This is a genomic window from Pseudomonas sp. S11P7 (assembly GCF_023195435.1).
Lineage (GTDB): Bacteria > Pseudomonadota > Gammaproteobacteria > Pseudomonadales > Pseudomonadaceae > Aquipseudomonas > Aquipseudomonas fluorescens_G.
Window position 1 is genome coordinate 3741159 of the sequence record NZ_JALPKS020000002.1, and the last position, 23684, is coordinate 3764842.

At 61.9% G+C, this 23684-nt stretch carries 22 protein-coding genes, 2 pseudogenes and 1 riboswitch; of the genes and pseudogenes, 6 read left to right on the forward strand and 18 right to left on the reverse strand.

Annotated elements, in window-relative coordinates; translation table 11 throughout:
• Positions 1-33 precede the first annotated feature (33 nt).
• The 10 genes from M0746_RS17165 to cobO all read right to left on the reverse strand — a co-directional run bounded on the left by M0746_RS17165 (position 34) and on the right by cobO (position 9026).
• Positions 34-765 carry an adenosylcobinamide-GDP ribazoletransferase gene (locus M0746_RS17165; protein WP_258450025.1) on the reverse strand — a complete coding sequence of 244 codons (732 nt, stop codon included), beginning with the start codon at positions 763-765 and terminating at the stop codon, positions 34-36.
• Complete coding sequence (gene cobC, locus M0746_RS17170; RefSeq protein WP_258450026.1) at positions 732-1343, reverse strand: alpha-ribazole phosphatase family protein; 612 nt, start codon at positions 1341-1343, stop codon at positions 732-734. The genes M0746_RS17165 and cobC overlap by 34 nt, the downstream gene beginning before the upstream one ends.
• Positions 1340-2395, reverse strand: coding sequence for a nicotinate-nucleotide--dimethylbenzimidazole phosphoribosyltransferase (gene cobT / locus M0746_RS17175; protein WP_258450027.1), 1056 nt, complete (start codon positions 2393-2395; stop codon positions 1340-1342). Before cobT ends, cobC begins: the two co-directional genes overlap by 4 nt.
• On the reverse strand, positions 2392-2913 hold the full coding sequence (gene cobU, locus M0746_RS17180) for a bifunctional adenosylcobinamide kinase/adenosylcobinamide-phosphate guanylyltransferase (protein ID WP_258450028.1): 522 nt from the start codon (positions 2911-2913) through the stop codon (positions 2392-2394). The genes cobT and cobU overlap by 4 nt, the downstream gene beginning before the upstream one ends.
• A 119-nt stretch (positions 2914-3032) precedes the next feature.
• Positions 3033-4484 carry a cobyric acid synthase gene (locus M0746_RS17185; protein ID WP_258450029.1) on the reverse strand — a complete coding sequence of 484 codons (1452 nt, stop codon included), beginning with the start codon at positions 4482-4484 and terminating at the stop codon, positions 3033-3035.
• Positions 4481-5473 (reverse strand): threonine-phosphate decarboxylase CobD, encoded by a 993-nt coding sequence (cobD, locus tag M0746_RS17190; RefSeq protein WP_258450030.1) that lies wholly within the window; start codon positions 5471-5473, stop codon positions 4481-4483. The genes M0746_RS17185 and cobD overlap by 4 nt, the downstream gene beginning before the upstream one ends.
• On the reverse strand, positions 5466-6374 hold the full coding sequence (gene cbiB, locus M0746_RS17195) for an adenosylcobinamide-phosphate synthase CbiB (protein WP_258450031.1): 909 nt from the start codon (positions 6372-6374) through the stop codon (positions 5466-5468). Before cbiB ends, cobD begins: the two co-directional genes overlap by 8 nt.
• Positions 6371-7021: a 5,6-dimethylbenzimidazole synthase gene (gene bluB, locus M0746_RS17200; RefSeq protein ID WP_258450032.1), complete on the reverse strand. Its 651-nt coding sequence runs from the start codon at positions 7019-7021 to the stop codon at positions 6371-6373. The genes cbiB and bluB overlap by 4 nt, the downstream gene beginning before the upstream one ends.
• Positions 7018-8418: a cobyrinate a,c-diamide synthase gene (locus tag M0746_RS17205; protein WP_258450033.1), complete on the reverse strand. Its 1401-nt coding sequence runs from the start codon at positions 8416-8418 to the stop codon at positions 7018-7020. Before M0746_RS17205 ends, bluB begins: the two co-directional genes overlap by 4 nt.
• Entirely contained in the window at positions 8415-9026 is a 612-nt protein-coding gene (gene cobO, locus M0746_RS17210) for a cob(I)yrinic acid a,c-diamide adenosyltransferase (protein ID WP_258450034.1), read from the reverse strand. The genes M0746_RS17205 and cobO overlap by 4 nt, the downstream gene beginning before the upstream one ends.
• 81 nt (positions 9027-9107) lie before the next feature.
• Positions 9108-9331, reverse strand: a riboswitch (cobalamin riboswitch).
• 163 nt (positions 9332-9494) lie between these two features.
• Between cobO and M0746_RS17215 the strand changes: the two genes are divergently transcribed.
• Together M0746_RS17215 and M0746_RS17220 are read left to right on the forward strand one after the other, a co-directional pair.
• Positions 9495-10079: a hypothetical protein gene (locus M0746_RS17215; RefSeq protein WP_258450035.1), complete on the forward strand. Its 585-nt coding sequence runs from the start codon at positions 9495-9497 to the stop codon at positions 10077-10079.
• Between the two features lie 66 nt (positions 10080-10145).
• Positions 10146-11459: a PQQ-dependent sugar dehydrogenase gene (locus M0746_RS17220; RefSeq protein ID WP_258450036.1), complete on the forward strand. Its 1314-nt coding sequence runs from the start codon at positions 10146-10148 to the stop codon at positions 11457-11459.
• Positions 11460-11588: 129 nt separating this feature from the next.
• Here the strand turns inward: M0746_RS17220 and M0746_RS17225 are convergent, their stop codons facing one another.
• The 5 genes from M0746_RS17225 to M0746_RS17245 form a co-directional block, all read right to left on the reverse strand.
• A complete protein-coding gene (locus M0746_RS17225) occupies positions 11589-12125 on the reverse strand; it encodes a C40 family peptidase (protein ID WP_258450037.1) in 537 nt (178 codons plus the stop codon).
• A 220-nt stretch (positions 12126-12345) separates the two neighbouring features.
• Positions 12346-12963 (reverse strand): C40 family peptidase, encoded by a 618-nt coding sequence (locus M0746_RS17230; RefSeq protein ID WP_090282434.1) that lies wholly within the window; start codon positions 12961-12963, stop codon positions 12346-12348.
• A gap of 228 nt (positions 12964-13191) precedes the next feature.
• Positions 13192-13896 (reverse strand): DnaA regulatory inactivator Hda, encoded by a 705-nt coding sequence (gene hda / locus M0746_RS17235; RefSeq protein ID WP_007919828.1) that lies wholly within the window; start codon positions 13894-13896, stop codon positions 13192-13194.
• Positions 13897-14102: 206 nt separating this feature from the next.
• The gene (locus tag M0746_RS17240) at positions 14103-15176 is read right to left on the reverse strand and encodes an AI-2E family transporter (protein ID WP_208938176.1); all 1074 of its coding nucleotides are present in this window, start codon (positions 15174-15176) and stop codon (positions 14103-14105) included.
• A 31-nt stretch (positions 15177-15207) separates the two neighbouring features.
• Positions 15208-16266: a DUF2066 domain-containing protein gene (locus M0746_RS17245; protein ID WP_258450038.1), complete on the reverse strand. Its 1059-nt coding sequence runs from the start codon at positions 16264-16266 to the stop codon at positions 15208-15210.
• A gap of 374 nt (positions 16267-16640) precedes the next feature.
• On the opposite strand from M0746_RS17245, the gene purM reads away from it, so the two are divergent.
• The 4 genes and pseudogenes from purM to M0746_RS17265 all read left to right on the forward strand — a co-directional run bounded on the left by purM (position 16641) and on the right by M0746_RS17265 (position 20405).
• The gene (purM, locus tag M0746_RS17250; protein WP_077571719.1) at positions 16641-17699 is read left to right on the forward strand and encodes a phosphoribosylformylglycinamidine cyclo-ligase; all 1059 of its coding nucleotides are present in this window, start codon (positions 16641-16643) and stop codon (positions 17697-17699) included.
• Positions 17699-18349, forward strand: coding sequence for a phosphoribosylglycinamide formyltransferase (purN, locus tag M0746_RS17255; RefSeq protein WP_090282430.1), 651 nt, complete (start codon positions 17699-17701; stop codon positions 18347-18349). Before purM ends, purN begins: the two co-directional genes overlap by 1 nt.
• Before the next feature lie 8 nt (positions 18350-18357).
• Positions 18358-19071, forward strand: a complete 714-nt coding sequence (locus M0746_RS17260; protein ID WP_090282429.1) for a DUF3108 domain-containing protein — start codon at positions 18358-18360, stop codon at positions 19069-19071.
• A gap of 190 nt (positions 19072-19261) precedes the next feature.
• Positions 19262-20405, forward strand: a pseudogene (locus M0746_RS17265) (IS481 family transposase).
• Between the two features lie 250 nt (positions 20406-20655).
• On the opposite strand, the gene M0746_RS17270 reads toward M0746_RS17265, so the two are convergent.
• The 3 genes and pseudogenes from M0746_RS17270 to M0746_RS29535 form a co-directional block, all read right to left on the reverse strand.
• Positions 20656-21798, reverse strand: coding sequence for an IS481 family transposase (locus tag M0746_RS17270; protein WP_446731279.1), 1143 nt, complete (start codon positions 21796-21798; stop codon positions 20656-20658).
• Positions 21799-21924: 126 nt separating this feature from the next.
• On the reverse strand, positions 21925-22788 hold the full coding sequence (locus tag M0746_RS29530; protein WP_446731304.1) for a methyl-accepting chemotaxis protein: 864 nt from the start codon (positions 22786-22788) through the stop codon (positions 21925-21927).
• A pseudogene (locus M0746_RS29535) lies at positions 22780-23550 on the reverse strand (MCP four helix bundle domain-containing protein); the annotation flags it as partial. The pseudogene M0746_RS29535 and the gene M0746_RS29530, both read right to left, overlap by 9 nt.
• Positions 23551-23684: the final 134 nt, after the last annotated feature.

Genomic DNA, 23684 nt, shown 5'->3' on the forward strand with positions numbered 1-23684 from the left:
CGCGAAGAGGCCGGCATCATCAACGCGAATCTTTCAGACGAGGACCAGCCCAACCAACACCCCCATCTCCAGCAACTCCAGCAACGCCCCCGCCGTATCCCCGGTCGTCCCGCCCAGCCGGCGCATCATCACCTGACGCAACCAGACAAACATGCCGACGCAAATCACCACCGCAACGATCCCGGCAAACCCGGCAATCAACGCGCAGCCCAGCGCGCTCATCCCCAGCACCCACCAGCCAGCCCGGCGCGGCAGATGATCGGCCAACGCCTGCCCCAAGCCACCGGCACGCACATACGGCGTGGTCAGAACCAAGCCCAACAACGCTGCCCGGCCCAGCACCGGCACGATGATCAACACCAGCCCCTGCCCCTGCTCGATCAGCGCCAGCAACGCGGCGAACTTGAGCAGCAACACCAGCACCAGCGTCACCACCGCAATCGGCCCGCTGCGCGGGTCTTTCATGATCGTCAGCGTGCGCTCGCGATCACCGAAACCGCCGAGCCAGGCATCGGCACTGTCGGCCAGACCATCGAGGTGCAGCGCGCCGCTGAGCAGCACCCACACTGTCAACAACAGTGCCGCATGCAAGAACAACGGTGCGCCGGCCAGCAGCCCATTCAAACCCCAGAGGATCAGGCCAAACAGCAAACCCACCAACGGATAGAACAGCAATGACCGGCCGAGCTGTTCCGGCTCGGGCATGCCCGGCAGTCGAATCGGCAGACTGCTCAGAAACTGCAAGGCGATCCACAGCGGCAACATGTCAGTGACCTTCCCTTGAGCGCGCCGTCGGCCGCGACGGTGAGCGCAAACAACGATCCGTGGCCAACCTCGACATTCAGCAGTTGCTCACGGGGTAAACCGCGCGCCCGCGCCAGCAACAAGCGCATCACGCCGCCATGACTGACCAGCAGAACCCGCTCGCCTGCGTACGCGACGTACAACCGTTCAATAGCCGCCAGCACCCGCGCGGAAAAATCGCTGACCGCCTCTCCATCCGGTGGCGTAAATGCATATGGATCGGCCCAGAACAGTCCCAACCCCTCGGCGTCAGTTTCCATCAGCGCGGCTGCGCTCTGCCCTTCCCAGGCACCGAAATGCAGTTCCTGCAAATCCTTGTCCAGATGCACGCTGAGGTCCAGTCGTTCGCCCAGCTCGGCGGCGAAGCGCGCGCAACGCTGCAACGGCGAGCTGACAATCCGGTCCCATGGTCCGCCCGCGACCACCGCCGCGCGCATTTGCGCCCAGCCCTGCTCGGTCAGCGCATCATCAAGACTGCCGCGCAGGCCGCCGCCCAGCTCGGTCTCGCCGTGACGCAGCAGATGCAGATGCAAGGTCATGCCGGACAATCCGCCACCGCCGCCTCGGCGAACGTCGCCATTTGCCCGTGCAGGTCGCAGGCCAGGCGCAACAGCGGCACCGCCAGCGCCGCGCCACTGCCCTCGCCCAGGCGCAGACCGAGTTCCAGCAATGGCTCGGCCTGCAGCGTTTCGAGCACATGGCGATGGCCCGGCTCTGCACCACGGTGGCCGAACAGCAGCCACTCGCGGCAGGCCGGGTTCAGGCGCACCGCGACCAGCGCCGCGACCGTGCAGATAAACCCGTCCACCAGCACCGCAACGCCCTCCTGGGCCGCCGCCAGATAAGCGCCAACCAATGCGGCGATTTCAAAACCGCCGAGGTTGAACAGCGTTTGCAACGCATCGCCGCGCTGTGCCGCGTGCAATGCCAGGGCCCGCTCAATCACCTGCGCCTTATGGCTGACCCCCTCGGCATTCAGCCCGGTGCCGGGACCGGTGAGGTGCGCCACCGGGCAATCGAGCAAGGCGCAGGCCAGGGCGCTGGCCGCCGTGGTATTGCCGATGCCCATTTCGCCGCCGATGAACAACTGCGCGCCTGCCGCTTTTGCACGCAGCAGGCTTTCACGCCCGGCCTGCAAGGCCAACTCGCCTTGGGCCTGGGTCATTGCTGCGCCGTGAACGAAGTTCGCCGTGCCCGCGCCGATGTTCACATGCCGCACGCCGGGCAGATTCAGCGCCGGATTCACTGTGCCCAGATCGACCACTTCCAGCTGCGCGCCGAGCTGTCGCGCCAGGACGCTGATCGCCGCGCCGCCGCTGACAAAGTTGAGCAGCATCTGCCCGGTGACTTCCTGCGGGAACGCCGAAACGCCCTCAGCGACGACGCCGTGATCGCCGGCAAAAATCGCGATCCAGATCTGCTCCAGCGTCGGTTTGACCTGCCCTTGCAGGCCGGCCAGTTGCACCGCGACCGTTTCCAGCCGACCGAGCGAGCCGGCCGGTTTGGTCAGTTGCCGTTGCCGCGCCGCCGCTTGTTCAACGGCGTTGTTGTCGACCGATTGGCACGGGTTGAGCCACCAGGCTTGAGTCATAACGCAGGTCCTTTCAGAGTCAGGGGCAGGCCGGCAACGGTCAGGACAACACGCTGACAACGCTCGGCCAGAGCTTGATGCAGCCAACCGGCTTCATCGACGTAGCGGCGAGTCAATTCGCCCAGCGGCACGACACCCATACCGGTCTCGTTGCTGACAAAAATGATTTCGCCCGGCAGCGAGGCCAGGCAATCGAGCAGCGCCTCACGCTCGGCGACAAGTCGTTCGGCGTCGTCGAGCATCAGCAGATTGGTCAGCCACAAGGTCAGGCAATCGACCAGCAGGCAACGCTCGGCGCTGGCGGATTCGCGCAGCACCCGGGCCAGTTCCAGCGGCTCTTCGATGAGCGCCCATTCAGCCGGACGGCGGGCGCGATGGTGAGCGACGCGGGCGTTCATCTCGCCATCGAGCGCTTGGCTGGTGGCGATGTAGGTCACGGCCAGCTGGCTGTCGCTGGCGAGTTTTTCCGCCAGCCGGCTTTTGCCGGAGCGGGCGCCGCCGAGGATCAGTTGGAGCATGGGGTTCTCTCAAAACAGGTGGTGAAACAACCGGCGCCTTCGCGAGCAGGCTCGCTCCCACAGGAGAATTCGATCAACTGTGGGAGCGAGCCTGCTCGCGAAGAGGCCAGCCCGACCAATCAAATATCGCAGAGCTCACGCAACAGCCCGGTATCCAGATGCCGCTCCACCAGATCCGCCAGTCGCTCGATATCGCGCTCGCGCAGGCCGTGGTAATCCACCGTCTGCACATCGCTCAACCCGGCCCAGCGCAGCATCGCCACACTCGCCTCGGGCGATTCGAACAAGCCATGCAGATAGGTGCCGAACACCTGGCCGTCAGCACTCTGCGCGCCGTCGCAACGACCGTCATCAAGCAACACTGCTGCGTTCTCCAGCGCCGGCCCGCGGGTGACGCCGGCATGGATTTCATAGCCACTGACTTGCGCATCTTCCAGCGCCAGCCGCCCGCGCACGTTGCGCAATTGCTTCTCGGCTTCTAGCGTCGTTTCAAACGCGAGCAGCCCCAGTCCGGCGCTGGAACCCGGCGCGCCTTCCAGCCCCAACGGGTCGTGGACCTGCTCGCCGAGCATCTGCAGGCCGCCGCAAATGCCCAGCACTTTGCCGCCGTAGCGCAGATGCCGGTGGATCGCCACGTCCCAGCCGTTGGCGCGCAGATACGCAAGGTCACTGCGCACGCTTTTCGAGCCTGGCAGGATGATCAGGTCCGCAGGCGGAATCGCCTGTCCCGGTCCGACAAATTGCAAGTCGACCTGCGGATGCAGACGCAGCGGATCGAAATCGGTGTGGTTGCTGATGCGCGGCAGCACCGGCACCACCACTTTCAGTACGTGCTCAGCCTTGTCGGTCTGGCGCTGGTCGAGGCCGTCCTCGGCCTCAAGGTGCAAATCCATCACGTAGGGCAACACGCCGACCACTGGCTTGCCGGTGCGCTGTTCGAGCCAGTCGAGGCCCGGTTGCAACAAAGCGATGTCACCGCGGAAACGGTTGATGATAAAACCTTTGACCCGCGCCTGTTCGCTCGGTGACAGCAACTCCAAAGTACCGACCAGATGAGCGAAAACCCCGCCACGATTGATGTCGGCGATCAGCAGCACCGGGCAATCCACCGCTTCGGCAAAACCCATGTTGGCGATGTCGCCGGCACGCAGATTGATCTCGGCCGGTGAGCCGGCGCCCTCGACCATCACCAGTGGATAGGCGGCGCTGAGGCGTTCGTGCGAGGCCAGCACCGCTTGCATGGCGATGGCTTTGTAGTCGTGATAGGCGACGGCGTTCATCGTCGTTACCGCGCGGCCGTGAATGATCACTTGCGCGCCGGTGTCGCTGTTGGGCTTGAGCAACACCGGGTTCATGTCGGTGTGCGGTTCGAGATACGCGGCTTGCGCCTGCACCGCTTGCGCACGGCCGATCTCGCCGCCGTCCGCGGTCACGGCACTGTTGAGCGCCATGTTCTGCGGCTTGAACGGCACCACCGCGACGCCCTGACGGGTCGCCCAGCGACAGAGCGCCGTCACCAGCGTGCTTTTACCGGCATCCGACGTGGTGCCCTGCACCATCAGCGTGGTCATGGGTGTTCCTTGCGGTAGGCGTCGAAGGCTTGTGCCAGTCGCAGCTCATCGGCGGCATCGCCGGGCAGACCGAAACGCAGGCTGCTGTTGTGGGCGAACAGGCGCAGGAGGATGCCGCGCCGGGCCATGAAGTCGTGCAGCGTTTCGGTGTGCTCGGTAATCAGCCACTGAAACAGCGCGCAGCCACCCTGCGGCTTGAAGCCGTAGCGTTCGAGCAGCGCCGCCAGCCGTTCGCTGGCTTCATCGCTGCGAATCCGTTGGCGCGTGTGATTTTCGGTGTCTTGCAGACACGCCTGACCGAGCACCCGCGTCGGCCCGCTGACCGCCCAGGGTCCGACCTGCTCGGCGAGCAATCTGAGCAACTTGCGCTCAGCCAGCACGAAGCCCAAACGCACCCCGGCCAGACCGAAAAACTTGCCGAACGAGCGCAACACGATCAGGCCGATGAGATGGCTATGCGCGGCCAGGCTCAAGTGCGGCGTGTTGTCCATGAACGCTTCGTCGACCACCAGCCAGCCGCCGCGCTGGGCCAGCCGCGCGTGCCAGTCGAGCAGGCGCGCCGGGGTCAGGCTGAGGCCGGTCGGATTGTTAGGGTTGACCACCACCAGTACGTCGAGGCTGTCGAGAAAGAACTCGACTTCCTGCTCCAGCACTTCCCGGACGATATAGCCACTGCGTCGCCACGCCTCGGCGTGCTCGGCATAGCACGGGGACAACACGCCGACCTTGCCGGCACGGCGCAAGCGCGGCAACAACTGGATGGCCATCTGCGAACCGGCCACCGGCAGCACTTGCGCGGCGCCGTAGTAATCGCACGCCGCCTGCTCCAGGCCATCGTCGGTTTCCGGCAAGCGCGCCCAGGCCCGCACGGGGATCTCCGGGATCGGAAAAGGCCATGGCGCCAGACCGCTGGACAGGTCCAGCCAGTCGGCTTCGGCAATGCCGTAATCGTCTGCAGCCTTGCGCAGCCGGCCACCGTGCTCAAGCATAGAATTCAGCCCCCACGCAAAGAATCAGCAGCCATAACCATACCCCGCGCTGGACCAATTGCCAGCCGCGCTCGATGGAATCGGCGTCGGCAGGGGCGCCTTCGCCGAGCTGCGGGCGCTCGTGCAGTTCGCCGTGGTAAATCGCCGGCCCGCCCAGCTCGACGCCGAGTGCGCCAGCGCCAGCCGCCATCACCGGGCCGGCGTTGGGGCTGTCCCATTGTGGCGCCTGTGTACGCCAGCACTTGAGCGCGAGGCGGGTTTTGCCGAGCAGCGCGTAGGTCAGCGCCACCAACCGCGCAGGAATGTAGTTCAACACGTCGTCGATCTTCGCCGCCGCCCAGCCGAAGCGCTCGAAGCGTTCGTTGCGATAGCCCCACATCGCGTCCAGCGTGTTGCTCAAGCGATAGAGCACCACGCCCGGCGCCCCGGCGACGACAAACCAGAACAGCGCAGCAAATACCGCGTCGCTACCATTTTCCAGCACCGATTCAGTGGCGGCGCGGGCCACGGCGTTGCTGTCAAGTTCGTCGGTCTGGCGACTGACCAGATAGCCGACGCGAGTGCGCGCTTCGGTCAGATCATCAGCGCGCAACGCCGCTGCCACCGGCGCGACATGTTCGCCGAGGCTGCGCATGCCGAGGGCGCAATACAGCGCAAGAATTTCGACAATCCAGCCGACATAAGGCGCCCAGGAAAACGCCGTGGCGAGCAACGTCAGCGGCAGCACCGCGATCACCCACGCGGTCACGCCATGGCTGCGCCAGCCGCGACCACCGGCGTTGAAACGTTGCTCGATGCGCCCGGCAAAATTGCCGAAGGCCACCAGCGGATGCCAGCGTTTCGGTTCACCAAGCAGCGCATCCAGCGCCACCGCGGCGACACTCAACAACGCCACACTCATTGACCCACTCCCCAATAATTTTCGTACAGCAACTCGTTCAGCGGTCGCGCCTGCGCCCAGCCTTCAAGGACCAGCATCGGCGCCGGGTAAAATTCCTTGACCGGGCCCAGGCACAGCACGGCCAGCGGCTTGGCACCCGCGGGCAAGTGCAGCAGATCGGCCAGCGCCTGCGGCTCGAACAGCGATACCCAGCCCATGCCCAATCCTTCGGCACGAGCCGCCAGCCACAGATTCTGGATCGCGCAGGACAGCGAAGCCATGTCCATTTCCGGCAGCGTGCGCCGGCCGAAGATGTGCTTTTCGCGATCGTCCATCAGTGCCGCGACCAGCACTTCGGCACAGTCGTTGATGCCCTCGACCTTGAGCTTCATGAACTCGTCGCTGCGCTCGCCGAGGGCTTCGGCGGTGCGCACGCGTTCTGCTTCCACCAATTGCTGGATCTGCCCGCGCAGGGTTCGGTCGCTGATGCGGATGAAGCGCCAGGGCTGCATCAGGCCGACGCTTGGCGCCTGATGGGCGGCTTCGAGCAAACGCAGCAGCAGTAGCGGTTCAACGGTGCCGCCGCTGAAGTGGCGCATGTCGCGGCGTTCGGCGATGGCTTTGTAAACCGCTTGGCGCTCGGCTTCGGAGAATGCGTTGTCGGTCATGGCCCCATCGCTGGCAAGCCAGCTCCCACAGTGGACGGTGCAATACCTGACGAAACGTAATCCCCTGTGGGAGCTGGCTTGCCAGCGATGGCGGTCTCAAGACCCGGCGCAAACAGCGCAGCGACAGCCGCAGGATTCGACGGAAAATAAAAGTGCACATAAGAAGCCGTCATCCGCCCTTGCCGGTAGACCGCCTCAGCCCCGCGCCCGCCATTGGGGCTCAATCCACGGGCAATCGGCGTCAGCTCGGTTGTCGTCAGGGAGTGATGGTAAGTGTGGCCGCGCAGCGAGCCTTCCGGCAGATCAACCGCCTGCAATGCCAACGCCGCCAGACGCTTTTGCATTACCGCGTCGCCCTGCAACAACCCGACCAGTTCAGCGCGGGTGCCTTCGACATCGGTCAACGAATCGAGCAGATACAGCATGCCACCGCATTCGGCCAGCAACGGCTTGCCTGCCGCATGGTGCGCGCGGATCGCCTCGATCATTGCAGTGTTCTGTGCCAGCGCAACATGGTGCAGCTCGGGGTAACCGCCCGGCAGATAAAGGCTGTCCGCCCCGGGCAATTGCGTGTCGCGGATCGGCGAGAAGAAGCTCAACTCTGCGCCCATCGCCCGCAACAGATCGAGGCTTGCACCATAGGTGAAAGCGAACGCTTCGTCGCGGGCAACGGCGATCCGCACGCCGTGCAACAGCGGCTCGGCAGCAATCACATCCGGCGCGGCGAACTCGACGGCCGGCGGCAAGGCGACTTCGCAACTGCTGGCCAATGCATCGGCGGCGGCGTCGAGGCGCAGGTCCAGATCATTCAGTTCGCTGGCCTGCACCAGGCCGAGATGGCGGCTCGGCAGCTCGATGCCGGTCTCGCGCGACAATGCGCCGTACCAGCGCAGGCCTTCAGTGAGGCTGCCTTCGAGCAATTGCGCATGACGCAAGGTGCCGACGCGGTTGGCCAGCACGCCGGCGAACGGCAGGTCCGGCTGATATTTCGCCAGGCCCAGCGCCAACGCACCGAACGTCTGCGCCATGGCGGTGCCGTCGATCACCCCGAGCACCGGCACGCCAAAGTGTCGCGCCAGGTCAGCGCTCGATGGCGTGCCGTCAAACAGGCCCATCACGCCTTCGATCAGAATCAGGTCCGCATCGGCGGCGGCTTCCCACAACAGGCGACGGCTTTCCTGCTCGCCGACCATCCACATGTCCAGTTGATAGACCGGCGCACCACTGGCGCGCTCGAGGATCATCGGGTCGAGAAAATCCGGGCCGCATTTGAACACGCGGACCTTGCGCCCCTGATTGCGATGCAAACGGGCGAGCGCGGCGGTGACGGTGGTCTTGCCCTGACCGGAGGCCGGCGCGGCGATCAGGACCGCCGGGCAGTGACGGGGCTGATTCAAAGTTCGACGCCTTTCTGCGCTTTGATCCCGGCCTGGAAAGCGTGCTTGAGCATGCCCATTTCCGTGACCGTATCGCCCATCTCGAGCATTTCCGGCTTGGCGCCGCGCCCGGTCACGACGACATGCTGCATCGGCGGCCGCGCCTGCAAATCGCTGAGCACCTGATCGAGATCCAGATAACCGTGCTTGAGGGCGATGTTCAGTTCATCGAGCACCACCAGCCCGATCGACGGATCGCGCAGCAGCTCGCGAGAAACTTCCCACGCCGCCGTGGCGGCGGCGATGTCGCGCTGGCGGTCCTGAGTTTCCCAGGTGAAGCCTTCGCCCATCACATGAAAGCGCACCTGCTCGGGGAAGCGGCGGAAGAACAGCTCCTCGCCGGTGCTGTTGCGGCCCTTGATGAACTGCACCACACCGCACTGCATGCCGTGGCCCATGGCGCGGGCGAGCATGCCGAAAGCCGAGCTGCTTTTGCCTTTGCCGTTGCCGGTCAGCACCAGCACCAGGCCGCACTCGTCGGGCGAATTGGCGATGCGTTCATCGATCACGGCTTTTTTGCGCTGCATGCGCGCCAGATGGCGTTCGTCGCGCTCGGGGGAATCGGTCATGGGGGAGCTCTCCGTTGAGACGGGTAAACGGCGGGCAGGCACAAGAATAGACGGCAAAAAGCCTGGCATCGCCCACCGTGATGCCGCTGGATGGATCAGGCCGGTCTCCGGGCTCATGAGCGGCGTTGGCCAGACTGCGCGCCTTCCCGCTGTTGAGCAGTGGCATTGAACGCAGTGTTCACTCATTTACCGTTGCGGGGGCAGCGCCGGGATCGTCGTGGCTTCGCGTGAAGACCACCCTCACCGGCTTCCCTGTTTCACTCTGTCGACGCAGGTCACAGAGCACCTGAAACAAGCGGCGAAGGTTAGAGGGTTGGGGGTGGAGCGTCAATTAAAGAGGCGGCCATCGGGCGAGAAACTGCCATCAATCAATTATCTGTTGGCAATCTTGTGCCAGACTGTGACAAGTGATATCAAAGAGCCATGCTTTTCTCGAAAAAGCACACCACAACAATAAGGACGATGACGATGCAAGGCATGATCATCAGCAACCCGCGCCTGGAATTCCTGCGCCCGGTGCTTGAACGCTGGTTTGACTGTATCGACCGCTACAACACCGTGCGCGGCGACGGCGACACGCCGTACTGGCATGACGAGAAAGCCAACCTCGGCCTGCTCTCCGCCGCCGCCTGGATGGCCGAACTGGTGACCTTGAACGACACCGTCACCCGTAAACAGAACGAAGACGGCGAGCGCAATGCCCGCGCCGATCTGTTTATCGCCGGCAGCGACGACCGCGCCTTCCTTCAGGCCACCCAGCGCTGGCCACGGGTGAACAACCTCAACCTGACCCAGGCTCTTGCCGACATCACTCAGGACGCCAAGCGCATCAGTTACGCCAGCGATCTCAAGCTCGGCTGCCTGTTCGTCGCCCCGCAAAAAGCCCAGCACAGCGCCAGCCCCGAAGAATTGCAGGACATGGTCGACGACCTGCAAAAGGAACACACCTGCGCCGTGGCCTGGTATTTCCCCTACGCCTACCGCAAATTGCACAGCGAAGCGGGCAACTATCACCCGGGCATCGCGGTACTGTTCAAGGAAGCCCGCGGCTGAGCAGTTGAACCATCGGGCTTGCGCCCTCCTCTATGGTTAGGAATGCATTCATAGGGAAGATCAGCAATGCGCAAGCCCCACCTCGTTTTCGTCATCGCCCTCGCCGGCGGGCTCAGCGCCTGCGGCGAAACCTCCAGCCTGCAAGTCTCCGACGGCACTGGCCCGTCGCCGAAACTGCCGGAACCGAACAAGACCCTGATCCCGACGGTGAACATCGCCCCGGCGATCGGCTGGCCGGAGGGGGCAAAACCGACGGCAGCGGCCGGCACTCAGGTCGCAGCATTTGCCGAAGGCCTCGATCACCCGCGCTGGCTGTATGTGCTGCCCAACGGTGATGTACTGGTGGCCGAAACCAATGCGCCACCGAAACCGGATGACAGCAAGGGCATTCGTGGCTGGGTGATGAAAAAGGTCATGGGCAAGGCTGGCGCCGGGGTACCGAGCCCGAACCGCATCACCTTGCTGCGCGATGCCGACAAGGACGGTGTGGCCGAGACCCGCACGGTGTTTCTGCAGAATCTCAATTCGCCGTTCGGCATGACCCTGGTCGGCAACGATCTGTACGTGGCCGATACCGATCGCCTGTTGCGCTTCAACTACGAGCCCGGTGCCACCGAAATCAAGACCCAGCCGATCAAGGTCGTCGATCTGCCGGGCGGCACGCTGAACCATCACTGGACCAAGAACGTGATCGCCAGCAAGGACGGCAGCAAGCTTTATGTCACCGTCGGTTCGAACAGCAACGTCGGCGAAAACGGCCTGGATCAGGAAGAAGGTCGCGCGGCAATCTGGGAAGTCGATCGGGCGACAGGCAATCACCGGATCTTCGCCTCGGGCATCCGCAACCCCAACGGCCTGGCCTGGGAGCCCACCAGTGGCGCGCTGTGGACGGCGGTCAACGAGCGTGACGAGATCGGCAGTGACCTGGTGCCGGACTACATCACCTCGGTCAAGGACGGCGGTTTCTATGGCTGGCCATTCAGCTATTACGGCCAGCATGTCGACGTGCGGGTCAAGCCGCAGAACCTCGATCTGGTGGCCAAGGCCATCGTCCCGGATTACGCAGTCGGCCCGCACACCGCCTCGCTGGGCCTGACCTTCGCCGAGGGCAACACGTTGCCTGCGCAATTCAAGGAAGGTGCGTTCATCGGCCAGCATGGCTCGTGGAACCGCAAACCGCACAGTGGCTATAAAGTGATTTTCGTGCCGTTCAGTGGCGGCAAACCCAGCGGCACGCCGGTGGATGTGCTGACCGGCTTCCTCGACAAGGACGAAAACGCGCTGGGCCGCCCGGTGGGCGTGGTGATCGACCCGCAAGGCGGGTTGCTGGTGGCGGATGATGTGGGCAACAAGGTGTGGCGCGTTTCGGCCACAAAATAATGTAAACGCGACGCAAAAAATGTGGGAGCGAGCCTGCTCGCGAAGGCGGACTGTCAGTCGAAAGTGCTTTGACTGAGGTACCGTATTCGCGAGCAGGCTCGCTCCCACATTGGGTTATGCGCTGCCCTTTTAAGGGTTATGCGCCAACTGCCCCGGCTGCAACACCCGCTTGGCGCTCAGATAAGCCTTCTGCCAATACGCTTTCGACAGGCTGTCGAGTTTAACCGTGCCGCCCGTTGCCGGTGCATGTACAAAGCGCCCTTCGCCGACATAAATGCCCGCGTGGCTGACCTGCGAGCCGCCATTGGTGGCGAAGAAAATCAGGTCACCGGTCTGCAAGCCTTCCTTGCCGACGTTCGGCGCCTGCATGACGATCATTTCGCGGGTCGAACGTGGCAGCGAGATTCCTGCCGCATCGCGGTAGACGAATCCGATCAGGCCGCTGCAATCAAACCCCGAATCTGGCGTGTTGCCGCCCCAGCGATAAGGCGTGCCGACCAGGCCGAGCGCGCGAAACAGCACGTCTTCAGCGACCGGTGAAAAAGTCTGGGAGGGACCGAACACAATCGGCGCACGAACCACGGGGGCTGGCGGCGGTGTACGACTGGCGCAGGCGCTGAGCAGCGCGGCGCAAAGAATCAAGGTGAGGCGGGCCGACATCGTCATAAGCAGAACATCCTGATCAGGCTGCGGCTTTCTCTGCCGAATGGACAGAAACAAAACCGCCTGCGTCTCTACGCAGGCGGTTTGCCATCAATATGATTCAGGATTCTAGCGGCTACGCGCCAAACTTCAAGTAAGACTTTAACTTCACCTTGTAAAGTTTGTGTCTACTCCGTTTGCCGGCAGCCTGAGTGTCGCCACGAACGCAGCGACAACAGGGCAATTACTTGCGCGCGGTGACCACGGTCGGAGCGTTCGCCAAGGCGCGTTTCGCTTCGATGAAGGTCTTGCTCCAGTAGCTGTCACCCAGGCTGTCGATGCGAACACCACCGCTGCGACGACTGCTGGAGTGGATGAACTGGTTGTCGCCCAGGTAGATCCCGGCGTGACTGACCCGGCCGCGACGGCCATTGGTGGCGAAGAACAGCAGATCGCCCGGCTCAAGGTTGCTGCGCGCGACCAGCGGCGCATCGACGTTGATCATTTCGCGGGTGGAGCGCGGCAGATTCATGCCGGCTTCTTCGCGGAACAGGTAACCGATGAAACCGCTGCAATCGAAACCGGCTTCAGAGGTACCGCCGAAACGGTAACGGGTACCGATCAGGGACATGCCGCGTTCGAGAATGCTGTCGGCCAGAACAGGAAGCTGATAAGGCTTCTTGCCGTTGAATTCATTGAGTTCTTTTTCGGTGTCCAGCTCTTCCTGATAAATGACGGAAGACTGGGCCGTGGCGGAATTTTTAACCTGTTGAGGCTGCTCTTGAACTGGAGAATGAGCAGCGCAACCGTACAACAGGGTGACGAGTGCGAGAGGCACGAGGGGTGCGAAGCGCTTTAGCATGGGCACGACCGTGGCTGATAGTTGTAAAGAAGCCGAGACTATGCCCGCTATCGTCCTCATTTGCAAATTCAATCGAACTTTATGTGACTTGGCGGTTTCGCGTTTACATCTAAGCGCTTAAGCCCATTTGACCCGATACGCGGCCTGCAACCCGTGCAGGAATGCGGATTTTCTGGCGCCTGAAAGATGCCGCCCTGCCCTTGAAGCCCGCCGTGCAACAGGCCCGGCTTACCAGCCCAAGGTTTCTTTAAGGAACGGAATGGTCAGCTTGCGCTGGGCCTGCAACGAGGCCTGATCGAGCTGTTCGAGCAGATCGAACAACGCGCTCATGCTGCGCGTGCCGCGGGTCAGAATGAAGTGCCCGACCTCATCGGTCAGGTGCAGACCACGACGCGATGCGCGTAATTGCAGCGCACGCAATTTATCTTCGTCGGAAAGCGGGCGCATCTGGAAGATCAGCGCCAGGGTCAGACGCGATTTCAGGTCGGCCAGTTTCACCGGCAATTCGCGCGGCGACGTCGACGCGGCGATCAGCAGACGCCGACCGCTGTCGCGCAGACGATTGAACAGGTGAAACATTGCCTCTTCCCAGTCCGCCTTGCCGGCAATGACCTGCAAGTCGTCGAGACAGACCAGCTCGTACTGTTCGAGGTTATCGAGGATTTCGACGCCGCGGTCCATCAACTCGGCCAGCGGCAGGTACACCGCCGGTTCGCCCATCTGCTCGAAACGCAGGCACGCGGCCTGCAACAGATGGGTACGCCCTACGCCGTGTTTGCCCCACAGGTAGATCAGGCTCTCTGTCCAGCCGGCGTCGGCTTCGCACAGACGCTCGACATAGCCGAGTGCAGCGGCATTGGCGCCTGGGTAGTAGTTGATGAAGGTGGCGTCGTCACGCAGACGCACACCTAGGGGCAGCTGAATCGGTTTCATGCTGACTGAACGGTTACCAAGGAACCGTTAGTGGCCTCTGTGTAAAGTTGGCGAAGTTTATACCCGTGACGCTGAGCGCACAATGCGACAGAGTCCAAGCAAAATCAAAGGTTTGCGTTAACGCCTTGGTTTCCTGACAGATTCTTTGGCGCCGACGCCTGTGGAAAACGCGGCAACCCGGCGGTTCGCCGGGCCGCCCTTCGCCCCTACAACTCCGGCTCGTCTACACCACTATAGATGTCGGAATCCTTGTACAGATCGTGCACATGGCGCACCAGGACCATGATCACTGCGGCCACCGGCAGCGCCAGCAACACCCCGGTAAAACCGAACAGCTCGCCACCGGCGAGAATGGCGAAAATCACCGCCACCGGATGCAGGCCGATGCGGTCGCCCACCAAAAGCGGTGTCAGCACCATGCCTTCCAGCGCCTGCCCGACCATGAACACCGCGACGATGCCGACCATCGGGTACAGATCGCCGCCGAACTGGAACAACCCGGCGATCAGCGCCGCGCCGATACCGATCACAAAGCCCATATAAGGCACGATTGCCGCCAGACCTGCGATCAAGCCGATCAACAGGCCCAGCTCGAGACCGACGATCATCAGCCCCGCCGCATAGATCACGCCCAGCGCCAGCATCACCAGCAACTGACCGCGCACGAATGCGCCGAGCACTTCATGGCATTCGCCGGCCAGCGCCACCACGCGCTCTTCGCGATCACGCGGCAGCAGGCTGCGGATCTTGGCCATCATCACATCCCAATCGCGCAGCAAGTAAAAGCTCACCACTGGAATCAGCACCAGATTCGCCAGCCAGCCAATCAGCGCCAGACTCGACGCTGTCGCCTGACTCAGCACCACGCCGACGATGTCGGTGGTCTGGCCCATGTGCTCACTGATCGCCGCTTTGACCTTGTCGAACTTCCAGAAACCATCCGACAGCCCCAGCTTCGCCTGCGCCCATGGCACCGCGGTGTGCTGCAGCCAGTCGAGCATCTGCGGCGCCAGTTCGTACAGACGCAGCAACTGCTTGGCGAGCATCGGCACCAGCACCAACAGCAATGCAGTGACGATCAGAGTGAACAAGGCGAACACCGAGATCACTCCCCAGGTGCGCGACAGGCCGGCCCGCTCCAGCCGATCCACCAGCGGATCGAACAGATAAGCCAGCAACAGCGCGACCAGGAATGGCGTGAGGATCGGGTGCAGCAACCAGACAAACGCGCAAAGCAGGACTACCCCACCGAGCCAGAACCAACGCCGCGTATCGGCCATTTACCACTCCTGCTTCTATATAAAGAAAGATTTACCAACGAAAGCGTAACGACGGCGCCGCCGCTACCGGGGTGGGCGCTGCCACCGGTGCAGCACCGGCCTCCACAGCTTGCGGCGCGGCCACCGGAGCCGGCGCCTCTGGCGGCAACTCCTGCAACTTCGCCAATGAAAGTTGCGCACGCAACTGCTCGGCACTGCCGTTGACCCGATAGACGATACGATCGCCATCGACAGTCTGCAGACGCACGCCGAACGGTTCGAGTAACCGCAACAGTGCCGCGTAATGCTCCAGATTCATGCCCTGTACTTCGAGGGTCTGCTGCCCGGAAGCGCCGGGTTTGACTACAAAGCGCGGCGCCAGGCGCTCGGCCACGGCCAGCATCACCGCATCGGCCACGGCAGCTTGATCTGCGCCCTGCACACTGCCGGCTTCTTTCTGATCGCCCAGCCACAGGCGCCATTTGGCCTGCCACTGCCCGCCTTCTTCACGGGCATGCACGGCCAGCAAGGCGTCGGCATTGTAGCGTTCGGATGCGCTGCGCAACGGCGCGGCATCGGCGCCCTCGAGCGTCGGCGCGGTGGCGACCAACTGCTCGCTCAGGTCGGCCAGCGGCAGACGCAGGGGCAAGCCACGATGTTGCGCCGCCGCACGCAGTGGCGTCGCCGCAGCCTGACCGTCGCCGACCAGACTCGAGCCCTCGGTCGAATCGTTCAGCCACCAACCGAGAATCGACGGCCGATTGGCGCCCCACAGCGACAAGCCGGCGCGACGCAGCGCCTGTTCGCTGGTTGCCGGATCGAAATCGACCTTCAGCACTTCCGGCGGCCCGGCATCGAAACCGAATTGGCTGATGATCTGCTGCGGGTCTTTGCGAATCGCCGCCAGGCCTGGGTTTTGCGGGGCTTTCGGGTCGCCGGTCAGGCGCAGCACCAGCGTGTCGAGCGCCGCCTGCGTGGCGCGATCGCGCTCTTCCGGCGCCTGGCCGGTCACCGGCTGGCGCACTTGATAAAGGCCTTTGAGATTTTCGGCGTGACTCGCCAGGCTGAGCAGCGACAGATAGCCTACCAACAATAATTTAGCAAAACGCATGGAGAATTCCCGTCGACAGGAGCGGCTGGAACAGGCCGCGTGAACCGTTTGAGCAAGGCTGTGACCCTTGGCCTGCGCAAAACATTCACACGGCGGCGGTAAGTTTTTGCACAGTGATAACGATAGACGGTTAATGGCCACACCTTATACAGACGTTCAGGGCGCCGGATTGTAAAAAATTTCCGCGGATATGCCCCTGCCCGTCGGTGCGAGGATGGCCGCTGCCCCTCAAGCCTGATAAAATCGCGCGCCTTCGCAGACCGGCAACAGCCGGGCACCCCGAAACTCGCGTGAGGCCACCGCCACCCCGATTTCGATGTTCCCGCTGAACTCGGTCGTTACCCCCTGAATCCCCTCCCCTAAAGGCCTGGATCATGAGCAAGCAACCCTCCCTGAGCTACAAGGACGCCGGTGTAGACATCGACGCCGGTGAAGCATTGGTCGAACGCATCAAGAGCGTCGCCAAGCGCACTGCGCGCCCGGAAGTCATGGGCGGCCTGGGCGGTTTCGGCGCCCTCTGCGAAATCCCGGCCGGCTACAAGCAGCCGGTGCTGGTGTCCGGCACCGACGGCGTCGGCACCAAGCTGCGTCTGGCGCTGAACCTGAACAAGCACGACAGCATCGGCATCGACCTGGTCGCCATGTGCGTCAACGATCTGGTGGTGTGCGGTGCCGAGCCGCTGTTCTTCCTCGACTACTACGCCACCGGCAAACTCAACGTCGACACCGCCGCCCAGGTGGTGACCGGTATCGGCGCCGGCTGTGAACTGTCCGGTTGCTCGCTGGTGGGCGGCGAAACCGCTGAAATGCCGGGCATGTACGAAGGCGAAGACTACGACCTGGCCGGTTTCTGCGTCGGCGTCGTGGAAAAAGCCGAAATCATCGACGGCTCGAAAGTCGCCACCGGTGACGCGCTGATCGCCCTGCCGTCGTCCGGCCCGCACTCCAATGGCTACTCGCTGATCCGCAAGATCATCGAAGTCTCCGGCGCCGACATCGAAAACATCCAGCTCGACGGCAAACCGCTGACCGACCTGCTGATGGCCCCGACCCGCATCTACGTCAAGCCGCTGCTCAAGCTGATCAAGGACACCGGCGCGGTCAAGGCCATGGCCCACATCACCGGTGGTGGCCTGCTCGACAACATCCCGCGCGTGCTGCCAAAAGGCGCTCAGGCCGTGGTTGACGTCGCTAGCTGGACCCGCCCGGCAGTGTTCGACTGGCTGCAAGAAAAAGGCAACGTTGACGAAACCGAGATGCACCGCGTGCTGAACTGCGGCGTCGGCATGGTCATCTGTGTGGCTCAGGAGCACGTTGAAGTGGCCCTGAACACCCTGCGTGACGCGGGCGAGCAGCCTTGGGTCATCGGTCAGATCGCGGCGGCTGCCGAAGGCGCTGCCCAGGTCGATCTGCAGAACCTTAAGGCTCATTGATGTCCGCACCCTGTGATGTCGTGGTGCTGTTGTCCGGCACCGGCAGTAACTTGCAGGCCTTGATCGACAGCACGCGGACCGGCGACAGCCCGGTCCGCATCGCTGCAGTGATTTCCAATCGCGCCGACGCCTACGGCCTGCAGCGCGCCAGTGATGCGGGTATCGCCACCCGCTCGCTGGATCACAAGGCATTCGAGGGCCGTGAGGCCTTCGATGCTGCACTGATCGAACTGATCGACGAATTCCAACCGAAACTCGTGGTACTGGCCGGTTTCATGCGCATTCTCAGCGCGGATTTCGTCCGGCATTACCAGGGTCGCCTGCTCAATATTCATCCGTCGTTGCTGCCCAAATACAAAGGGTTACACACTCATCAGCGCGCGCTGGAGGCCGGCGACACGGAACACGGCTGCTCAGTGCACTTTGTCACTGAGGAACTCGATGGCGGACCACTGGTCGTACAGGCAGTATTACCGGTAGAGTTGCACGACACGCCGCAGAGTCTGGCGCAGCGCGTTCACGTTCAGGAACACCGGATTTACCCGATGGCGGTACGCTGGTTTGCCGAAGGCAGACTGGCACTCGGGGAGCACGGTGCCTTGCTGGACGGGCAGTTACTCGCCGCCAGCGGCCACTTGATTCGAATCTAGGAGATATTATGCGTCGCGCCCTGCTCTTCGCTTGCGCTCTGCTCGCCCTGCCCTTCGCGCAGGCAGCGGACCTTCAACCGTTCTCCGCCAGCTACACCGCCGACTGGAAGCAGCTGCCCATGAGCGGCACCGCCGAGCGCAGCCTGGCCAAGGAAGCCAACGGCGTCTGGAAACTCAGCTTCAAGGCGTCGATGATGATCGCCAGCCTGACTGAAGAAAGCACCCTGACGCTGGACAAGGACACTCTGCTGCCACAGTCCTACCACTTCGAACGCGGCGGTCTGGGCAAGGCCAAGAAGGCTGATCTGGATTTCGACTGGAACAACAAACTGGTCACCGGCACCGACCGTGGCGACGCGGTGAAGATCCCGCTGAACCGTGGCATGGTCGACAAGTCCACCTATCAACTGGCGCTGCAGCACGACGTCGCCGCCGGCAAGAAGACCATGAGCTATCAAGTGGTCGATGACGGCGAAGTCGATACCTATGACTTCCGCGTACTGGGCTCGGAAAAAGTCGAGACCAAGGCCGGCAAGATCGACGCGATCAAGGTCGAACGCGTGCGCGACCCGACACAAAGCAAGCGCATCACCGTGCTGTGGTTCGCCAAGGATTGGGATTACCTGCTGGTTCGCCTGCAACAGGTCGAGACCGACGGCAAGGAGTACAACATCATGCTCCAGGACGGTACGGTCAACGGCAAGGCTGTCAAAGGCAGCTGATTCGTTGCAGAAACCAAGAGCCCCGCGAAATGCGGGGCTTTTTATTGCCTGCTGGATTGAAGATTTGTGCCTGGCTTACCCCTCACCCCAGCCCTCTCCCTGTATGTACCGGACACATGGTGGACAGGTGTTCGGAGACATGGTGGACACTTTTTAATAGGCACATTGCTCATCATCAAGGAGATGACCTGTGTCCTGGCAAGAGGCATCCACCATGCAACTTCGTACAGAGTTTGTGCATTTGGCTCGGCAAGAAGGAGCGAATGTTCGGCAGCTTTGCCGTCGATTCAATATCAGCCCAAGTACTGCCTACAAATGGCTCAACAGGTTTGAAATATCAGGTGTAGAGGGGTTGCACGATCAGTCCCGTCGACCGAAAACATCACCGAAACGTTGTGCTGATGAGGTTGAGCAGCAGATTCTGACCATGAGTCAGCAATACGACGCCTGGGGTGCCCGCAAGCTCAAGCGCGTGCTGGAAGATGAAGGCGCTGTGATGCCCTCTGTCAGCACTGTGCATGCGGTTTTGCAGCGTCATTCGCGTGTTGATCCAAAGGCTACCGAGATCAAACCATTTATCCGCTTTGAGCACGAAGCGCCTAACGATCTATGGCAGATCGACTTCAAGGGACATTTCAGTCTGAGTCACGGACGCTGCCATCCATTCACAATACTGGACGACCACTCACGCTTTTCGCTGTGCATTGCCGCATGTGCCAATGAGCAGCGCCAAACTGTACAAGACCATCTAATCCGGACGTTTCGACGCTACGGTCTGCCGTTGCGCATGACGATGGACAACGGCTCGCCATGGGGCGATCAGACTGGCGTTTATACTGCGCTGGAAGTCTGGCTGATGAGCCAAGGCATTAAGGTCGGTCACTCCCGGCCTTATCATCCGCAGACTCAGGGAAAACTGGAGCGCTTCCACCGCAGCCTGAAAAATGAAGTCCTGCAAGGCCGGTTTTTCACCGATCTCGACGACGCACAACGGGCGTTTGATACCTGGCGCGACATCTACAACCAGAAACGCCCTCATCAGGCGCTGGGCATGGCGGTGCCGGCGGCTCGTTACAGTGGCAGCCCACGGGAATATCAGGAGCGACCGGCGGAACCGGAGTACAACGACGCAGATGTGGTCAGGAAGGTACAGGTGGGAGGCGAAATCTTCTGGAGGAATCGGGAATACAAGATCGGAAAGGCTTTTTTATGGCAGGTGCATAGCGATCAGGGAGACGACGGAGGACGGCATCCACGATGTCTACTGGAGTAGACATCGTATCGCCCGAATCGACTTGAACTTGCAGATCGTGACGGCAGGTAAGAAGATCTAAAACCGTCCACCATGTCTCCGAACATGTGTCCACCATGTCTCCGGTACATACACCCTCTCCCAGGGGGAGAGGGGACTGACCGCGTGAGATTGGAGAGCTGCGACGGCCTGATACTGCATTGGAGAATACACAATCGACTCGGTATTTCAGGTCGACGTACAGCAAAAGACACCTCGGTAGGCTCCCTCTCCCGGGGAGTGTATGTACCGGAGACATGGTGGACACATGTTCGGAGACATGGTGGACGGTTTTAGATCTTCTTACCTGCCGTCACGATCTGCAAGTTCAAGTCGATTCGGGCGATACGATGTCTACTCCAGTAGACATCGTGGATGCCGTCCTCCGTCGTCTCCCTGATCGCTATGCACCTGCCATAAAAAGCCTTTCCGATCTTGTATTCCCGATTCCTCCAGAAGATTTCGCCTCCCACCTGTACCTTCCTGACCACATCTGCGTCGTTGTACTCCGGTTCCGCCGGTCGCTCCTGATATTCCCGTGGGCTGCCACTGTAACGAGCCGCCGGCACCGCCATGCCCAGCGCCTGATGAGGGCGTTTCTGGTTGTAGATGTCGCGCCAGGTATCAAACGCCCGTTGTGCGTCGTCGAGATCGGTGAAAAACCGGCCTTGCAGGACTTCATTTTTCAGGCTGCGGTGGAAGCGCTCCAGTTTTCCCTGAGTCTGCGGATGATAAGGCCGGGAGTGACCGACCTTAATGCCTTGGCTCATCAGCCAGACTTCCAGCGCAGTATAAACGCCAGTCTGATCGCCCCATGGCGAGCCGTTGTCCATCGTCATGCGCAACGGCAGACCGTAGCGTCGAAACGTCCGGATTAGATGGTCTTGTACAGTTTGGCGCTGCTCATTGGCACATGCGGCAATGCACAGCGAAAAGCGTGAGTGGTCGTCCAGTATTGTGAATGGATGGCAGCGTCCGTGACTCAGACTGAAATGTCCCTTGAAGTCGATCTGCCATAGATCGTTAGGCGCTTCGTGCTCAAAGCGGATAAATGGTTTGATCTCGGTAGCCTTTGGATCAACACGCGAATGACGCTGCAAAACCGCATGCACAGTGCTGACAGAGGGCATCACAGCGCCTTCATCTTCCAGCACGCGCTTGAGCTTGCGGGCACCCCAGGCGTCGTATTGCTGACTCATGGTCAGAATCTGCTGCTCAACCTCATCAGCACAACGTTTCGGTGATGTTTTCGGTCGACGGGACTGATCGTGCAACCCCTCTACACCTGATATTTCAAACCTGTTGAGCCATTTGTAGGCAGTACTTGGGCTGATATTGAATCGACGGCAAAGCTGCCGAACATTCGCTCCTTCTTGCCGAGCCAAATGCACAAACTCTGTACGAAGTTGCATGGTGGATGCCTCTTGCCAGGACACAGGTCATCTCCTTGATGATGAGCAATGTGCCTATTAAAAAGTGTCCACCATGTCTCCGAACACCTGTCCACCATGTGTCCGGTACATACAGAGGGCTAGGGTGAGGGGCTTTTCGATATCACACACTCAAACCGAAAACCGCGCCACCATCCCGTTCAAATCCACCGCCAGACGCGACAACTCCTGACTCGCCGCACTGGTCTGATTGGCCCCCGCCGAGGTCTGCATCGCCAGATCGCGAATGTTCATCAGGTTACGGTCCACCTCCCGCGCCACCGCTGCCTGCTCCTCCGAAGCGCTGGCAATCACCAGATTACGTTCGTTGATCAAGGTAAACGCCGAAGCGATCTCCTCCAGCGCCACGCCGGCAGACTTGGCCAGTTCCAGCGTCGAACGGGCGCGCGTGTTGCTCTGCTGCATCGAGCTGACCGCCGAATCGGTGCCCTGCTGAATCCCGCCAATCATCTGTTCGATTTCCTGCGTCGACTGCTGGGTGCGATGGGCCAGGGCCCGCACTTCATCGGCGACTACAGCAAAGCCGCGCCCGGCATCACCAGCGCGCGCTGCTTCGATCGCGGCATTCAAGGCCAGTAGATTGGTCTGCTCGGCGATCGAACGAATCACATCGAGCACTTTACTGATGCCATGAATCTTCTGCGCGAGGTCTTCGACCTTGGCCGCGTTCTGGGTCACGTCGCCGGCCAGAAACTCGATGGATGTCACCGTTTGCTGCACCTGCTCGCGCCCCTGGCGGGCGATGCGGTCGGATTCACGCGACGCTTCGGACGTAGCCACGGCGTTGTTCGCCACCTCCTCCACCGCCGCGGTCATCTGGTTGACCGCCGTGGCCGCCTGCTCGATTTCCTGGCTTTGCTGATGCAAGCCGCGCGTGGCGTCTTCGGTGACGCTGCTCAGTTCTTCGGAAGCCGAGGCCAGTTGCGTGGATGACTCGGAGATGCGCCGGATCGTCTCGCGCAGGTTGAGCTGCATGCTCTTGAGTGCCTGCAACAGCCGCGCCGGTTCGTCTTTGCCGGCGATGTGAATATCGCCGGTCAAATCACCGCCGGCGACGACTTCAGCCACACCGAGCGACTGAGTCAATGGCACGACGATGCTGCGGGTCAACAGCCACGCCAGGCCAATGGTAATCAACGTGGTCAACGCAATCATCGCGGCAACCCAGACCCGTGAATGGTTGAACACCTGACGTGCCGCCTCGGTGGCCAGATTGGCATTGTGCTTGTTCAGATCGACCAGCTCGCGCAGGGTGACGGCGATCTCGTCGGCCAGCACGCTCATCTGCTCGTTGAGAATCGTTGAAGCCTCGGCTACCCGATTCTGCCCCGACAGCTGCACCACCTGTGCCTGGAGCTCAAGGTACTTGTGTTCAGCGACCTTGAACCGATCGAACAGCGCCCGCTCTTCAGGCAAGGCGAGAAGCCCCTCATAGCGTCGTTGCGTATCCGTCAGGCCATTGCGCAGCTCGTTGAGCTTGGCGACGTTCTGCTCAAGCGCTTTGGGGTCTCGATTGAGCAGCAGGCGCATGGTCAAGGCGCGCAGGCGCAGCATGTCCTGACTCATGTCCCCGACCGCCATCACGCTCGGCAGCCAGTTGTTGTCGACCTCATCGGACTGCGCGCGCATGTTCGACATCTGCAGCAGGGCGAACGCCCCAAGGGCGAAGACCATCAAGGCCAACAGACCAAACCCGACGCCGGCGCGCGGGGCAATATTGAAATTACGGATGTTCATGACACTGGCTCCTTCCAAAATCGCTGCATCAGCCTGCAGCGGGTTGCTTTAGAAGGTATCGGCATTGCCCTGAAATTGCGTAAGACCAAAAGGCGATAGGCAGACGAGCGGCTAGTTCGAAGCGCTGGGCTTAA

What these genes read in the sequence shown, in the direction of transcription:
- cobC (WP_258450026.1), bottom strand. Translation starts at nt 1,343, where the DNA reads ATGACCTTGCATCTGCATCTGCTGCGTCACGGCGAGACCGAGCTGGGC.
- cbiB (WP_258450031.1), bottom strand. Translation starts at nt 6,374, where the DNA reads ATGAGTGTGGCGTTGTTGAGTGTCGCCGCGGTGGCGCTGGATGCGCTG.
- hda (WP_007919828.1), bottom strand. Translation starts at nt 13,896, where the DNA reads ATGAAACCGATTCAGCTGCCCCTAGGTGTGCGTCTGCGTGACGACGCC.
- cobO (WP_258450034.1), bottom strand. Translation starts at nt 9,026, where the DNA reads ATGACCGATTCCCCCGAGCGCGACGAACGCCATCTGGCGCGCATGCAG.
- M0746_RS17225 (WP_258450037.1), bottom strand. Translation starts at nt 12,125, where the DNA reads ATGACGATGTCGGCCCGCCTCACCTTGATTCTTTGCGCCGCGCTGCTC.
- purN (WP_090282430.1), top strand. Translation starts at nt 17,699, where the DNA reads ATGTCCGCACCCTGTGATGTCGTGGTGCTGTTGTCCGGCACCGGCAGT.
- M0746_RS17240 (WP_208938176.1), bottom strand. Translation starts at nt 15,176, where the DNA reads ATGGCCGATACGCGGCGTTGGTTCTGGCTCGGTGGGGTAGTCCTGCTT.
- bluB (WP_258450032.1), bottom strand. Translation starts at nt 7,021, where the DNA reads ATGACCGACAACGCATTCTCCGAAGCCGAGCGCCAAGCGGTTTACAAA.
- M0746_RS17260 (WP_090282429.1), top strand. Translation starts at nt 18,358, where the DNA reads ATGCGTCGCGCCCTGCTCTTCGCTTGCGCTCTGCTCGCCCTGCCCTTC.
- M0746_RS17245 (WP_258450038.1), bottom strand. Translation starts at nt 16,266, where the DNA reads ATGCGTTTTGCTAAATTATTGTTGGTAGGCTATCTGTCGCTGCTCAGC.
- M0746_RS17220 (WP_258450036.1), top strand. Translation starts at nt 10,146, where the DNA reads ATGCGCAAGCCCCACCTCGTTTTCGTCATCGCCCTCGCCGGCGGGCTC.
- M0746_RS29530 (WP_446731304.1), bottom strand. Translation starts at nt 22,788, where the DNA reads ATGCAGCTCAACCTGCGCGAGACGATCCGGCGCATCTCCGAGTCATCC.
- cobT (WP_258450027.1), bottom strand. Translation starts at nt 2,395, where the DNA reads ATGACTCAAGCCTGGTGGCTCAACCCGTGCCAATCGGTCGACAACAAC.
- purM (WP_077571719.1), top strand. Translation starts at nt 16,641, where the DNA reads ATGAGCAAGCAACCCTCCCTGAGCTACAAGGACGCCGGTGTAGACATC.
- M0746_RS17185 (WP_258450029.1), bottom strand. Translation starts at nt 4,484, where the DNA reads ATGACCACGCTGATGGTGCAGGGCACCACGTCGGATGCCGGTAAAAGC.
- M0746_RS17215 (WP_258450035.1), top strand. Translation starts at nt 9,495, where the DNA reads ATGCAAGGCATGATCATCAGCAACCCGCGCCTGGAATTCCTGCGCCCG.
- cobU (WP_258450028.1), bottom strand. Translation starts at nt 2,913, where the DNA reads ATGCTCCAACTGATCCTCGGCGGCGCCCGCTCCGGCAAAAGCCGGCTG.
- M0746_RS17165 (WP_258450025.1), bottom strand. Translation starts at nt 765, where the DNA reads ATGTTGCCGCTGTGGATCGCCTTGCAGTTTCTGAGCAGTCTGCCGATT.
- cobD (WP_258450030.1), bottom strand. Translation starts at nt 5,473, where the DNA reads ATGCTTGAGCACGGTGGCCGGCTGCGCAAGGCTGCAGACGATTACGGC.
- M0746_RS17230 (WP_090282434.1), bottom strand. Translation starts at nt 12,963, where the DNA reads ATGCTAAAGCGCTTCGCACCCCTCGTGCCTCTCGCACTCGTCACCCTG.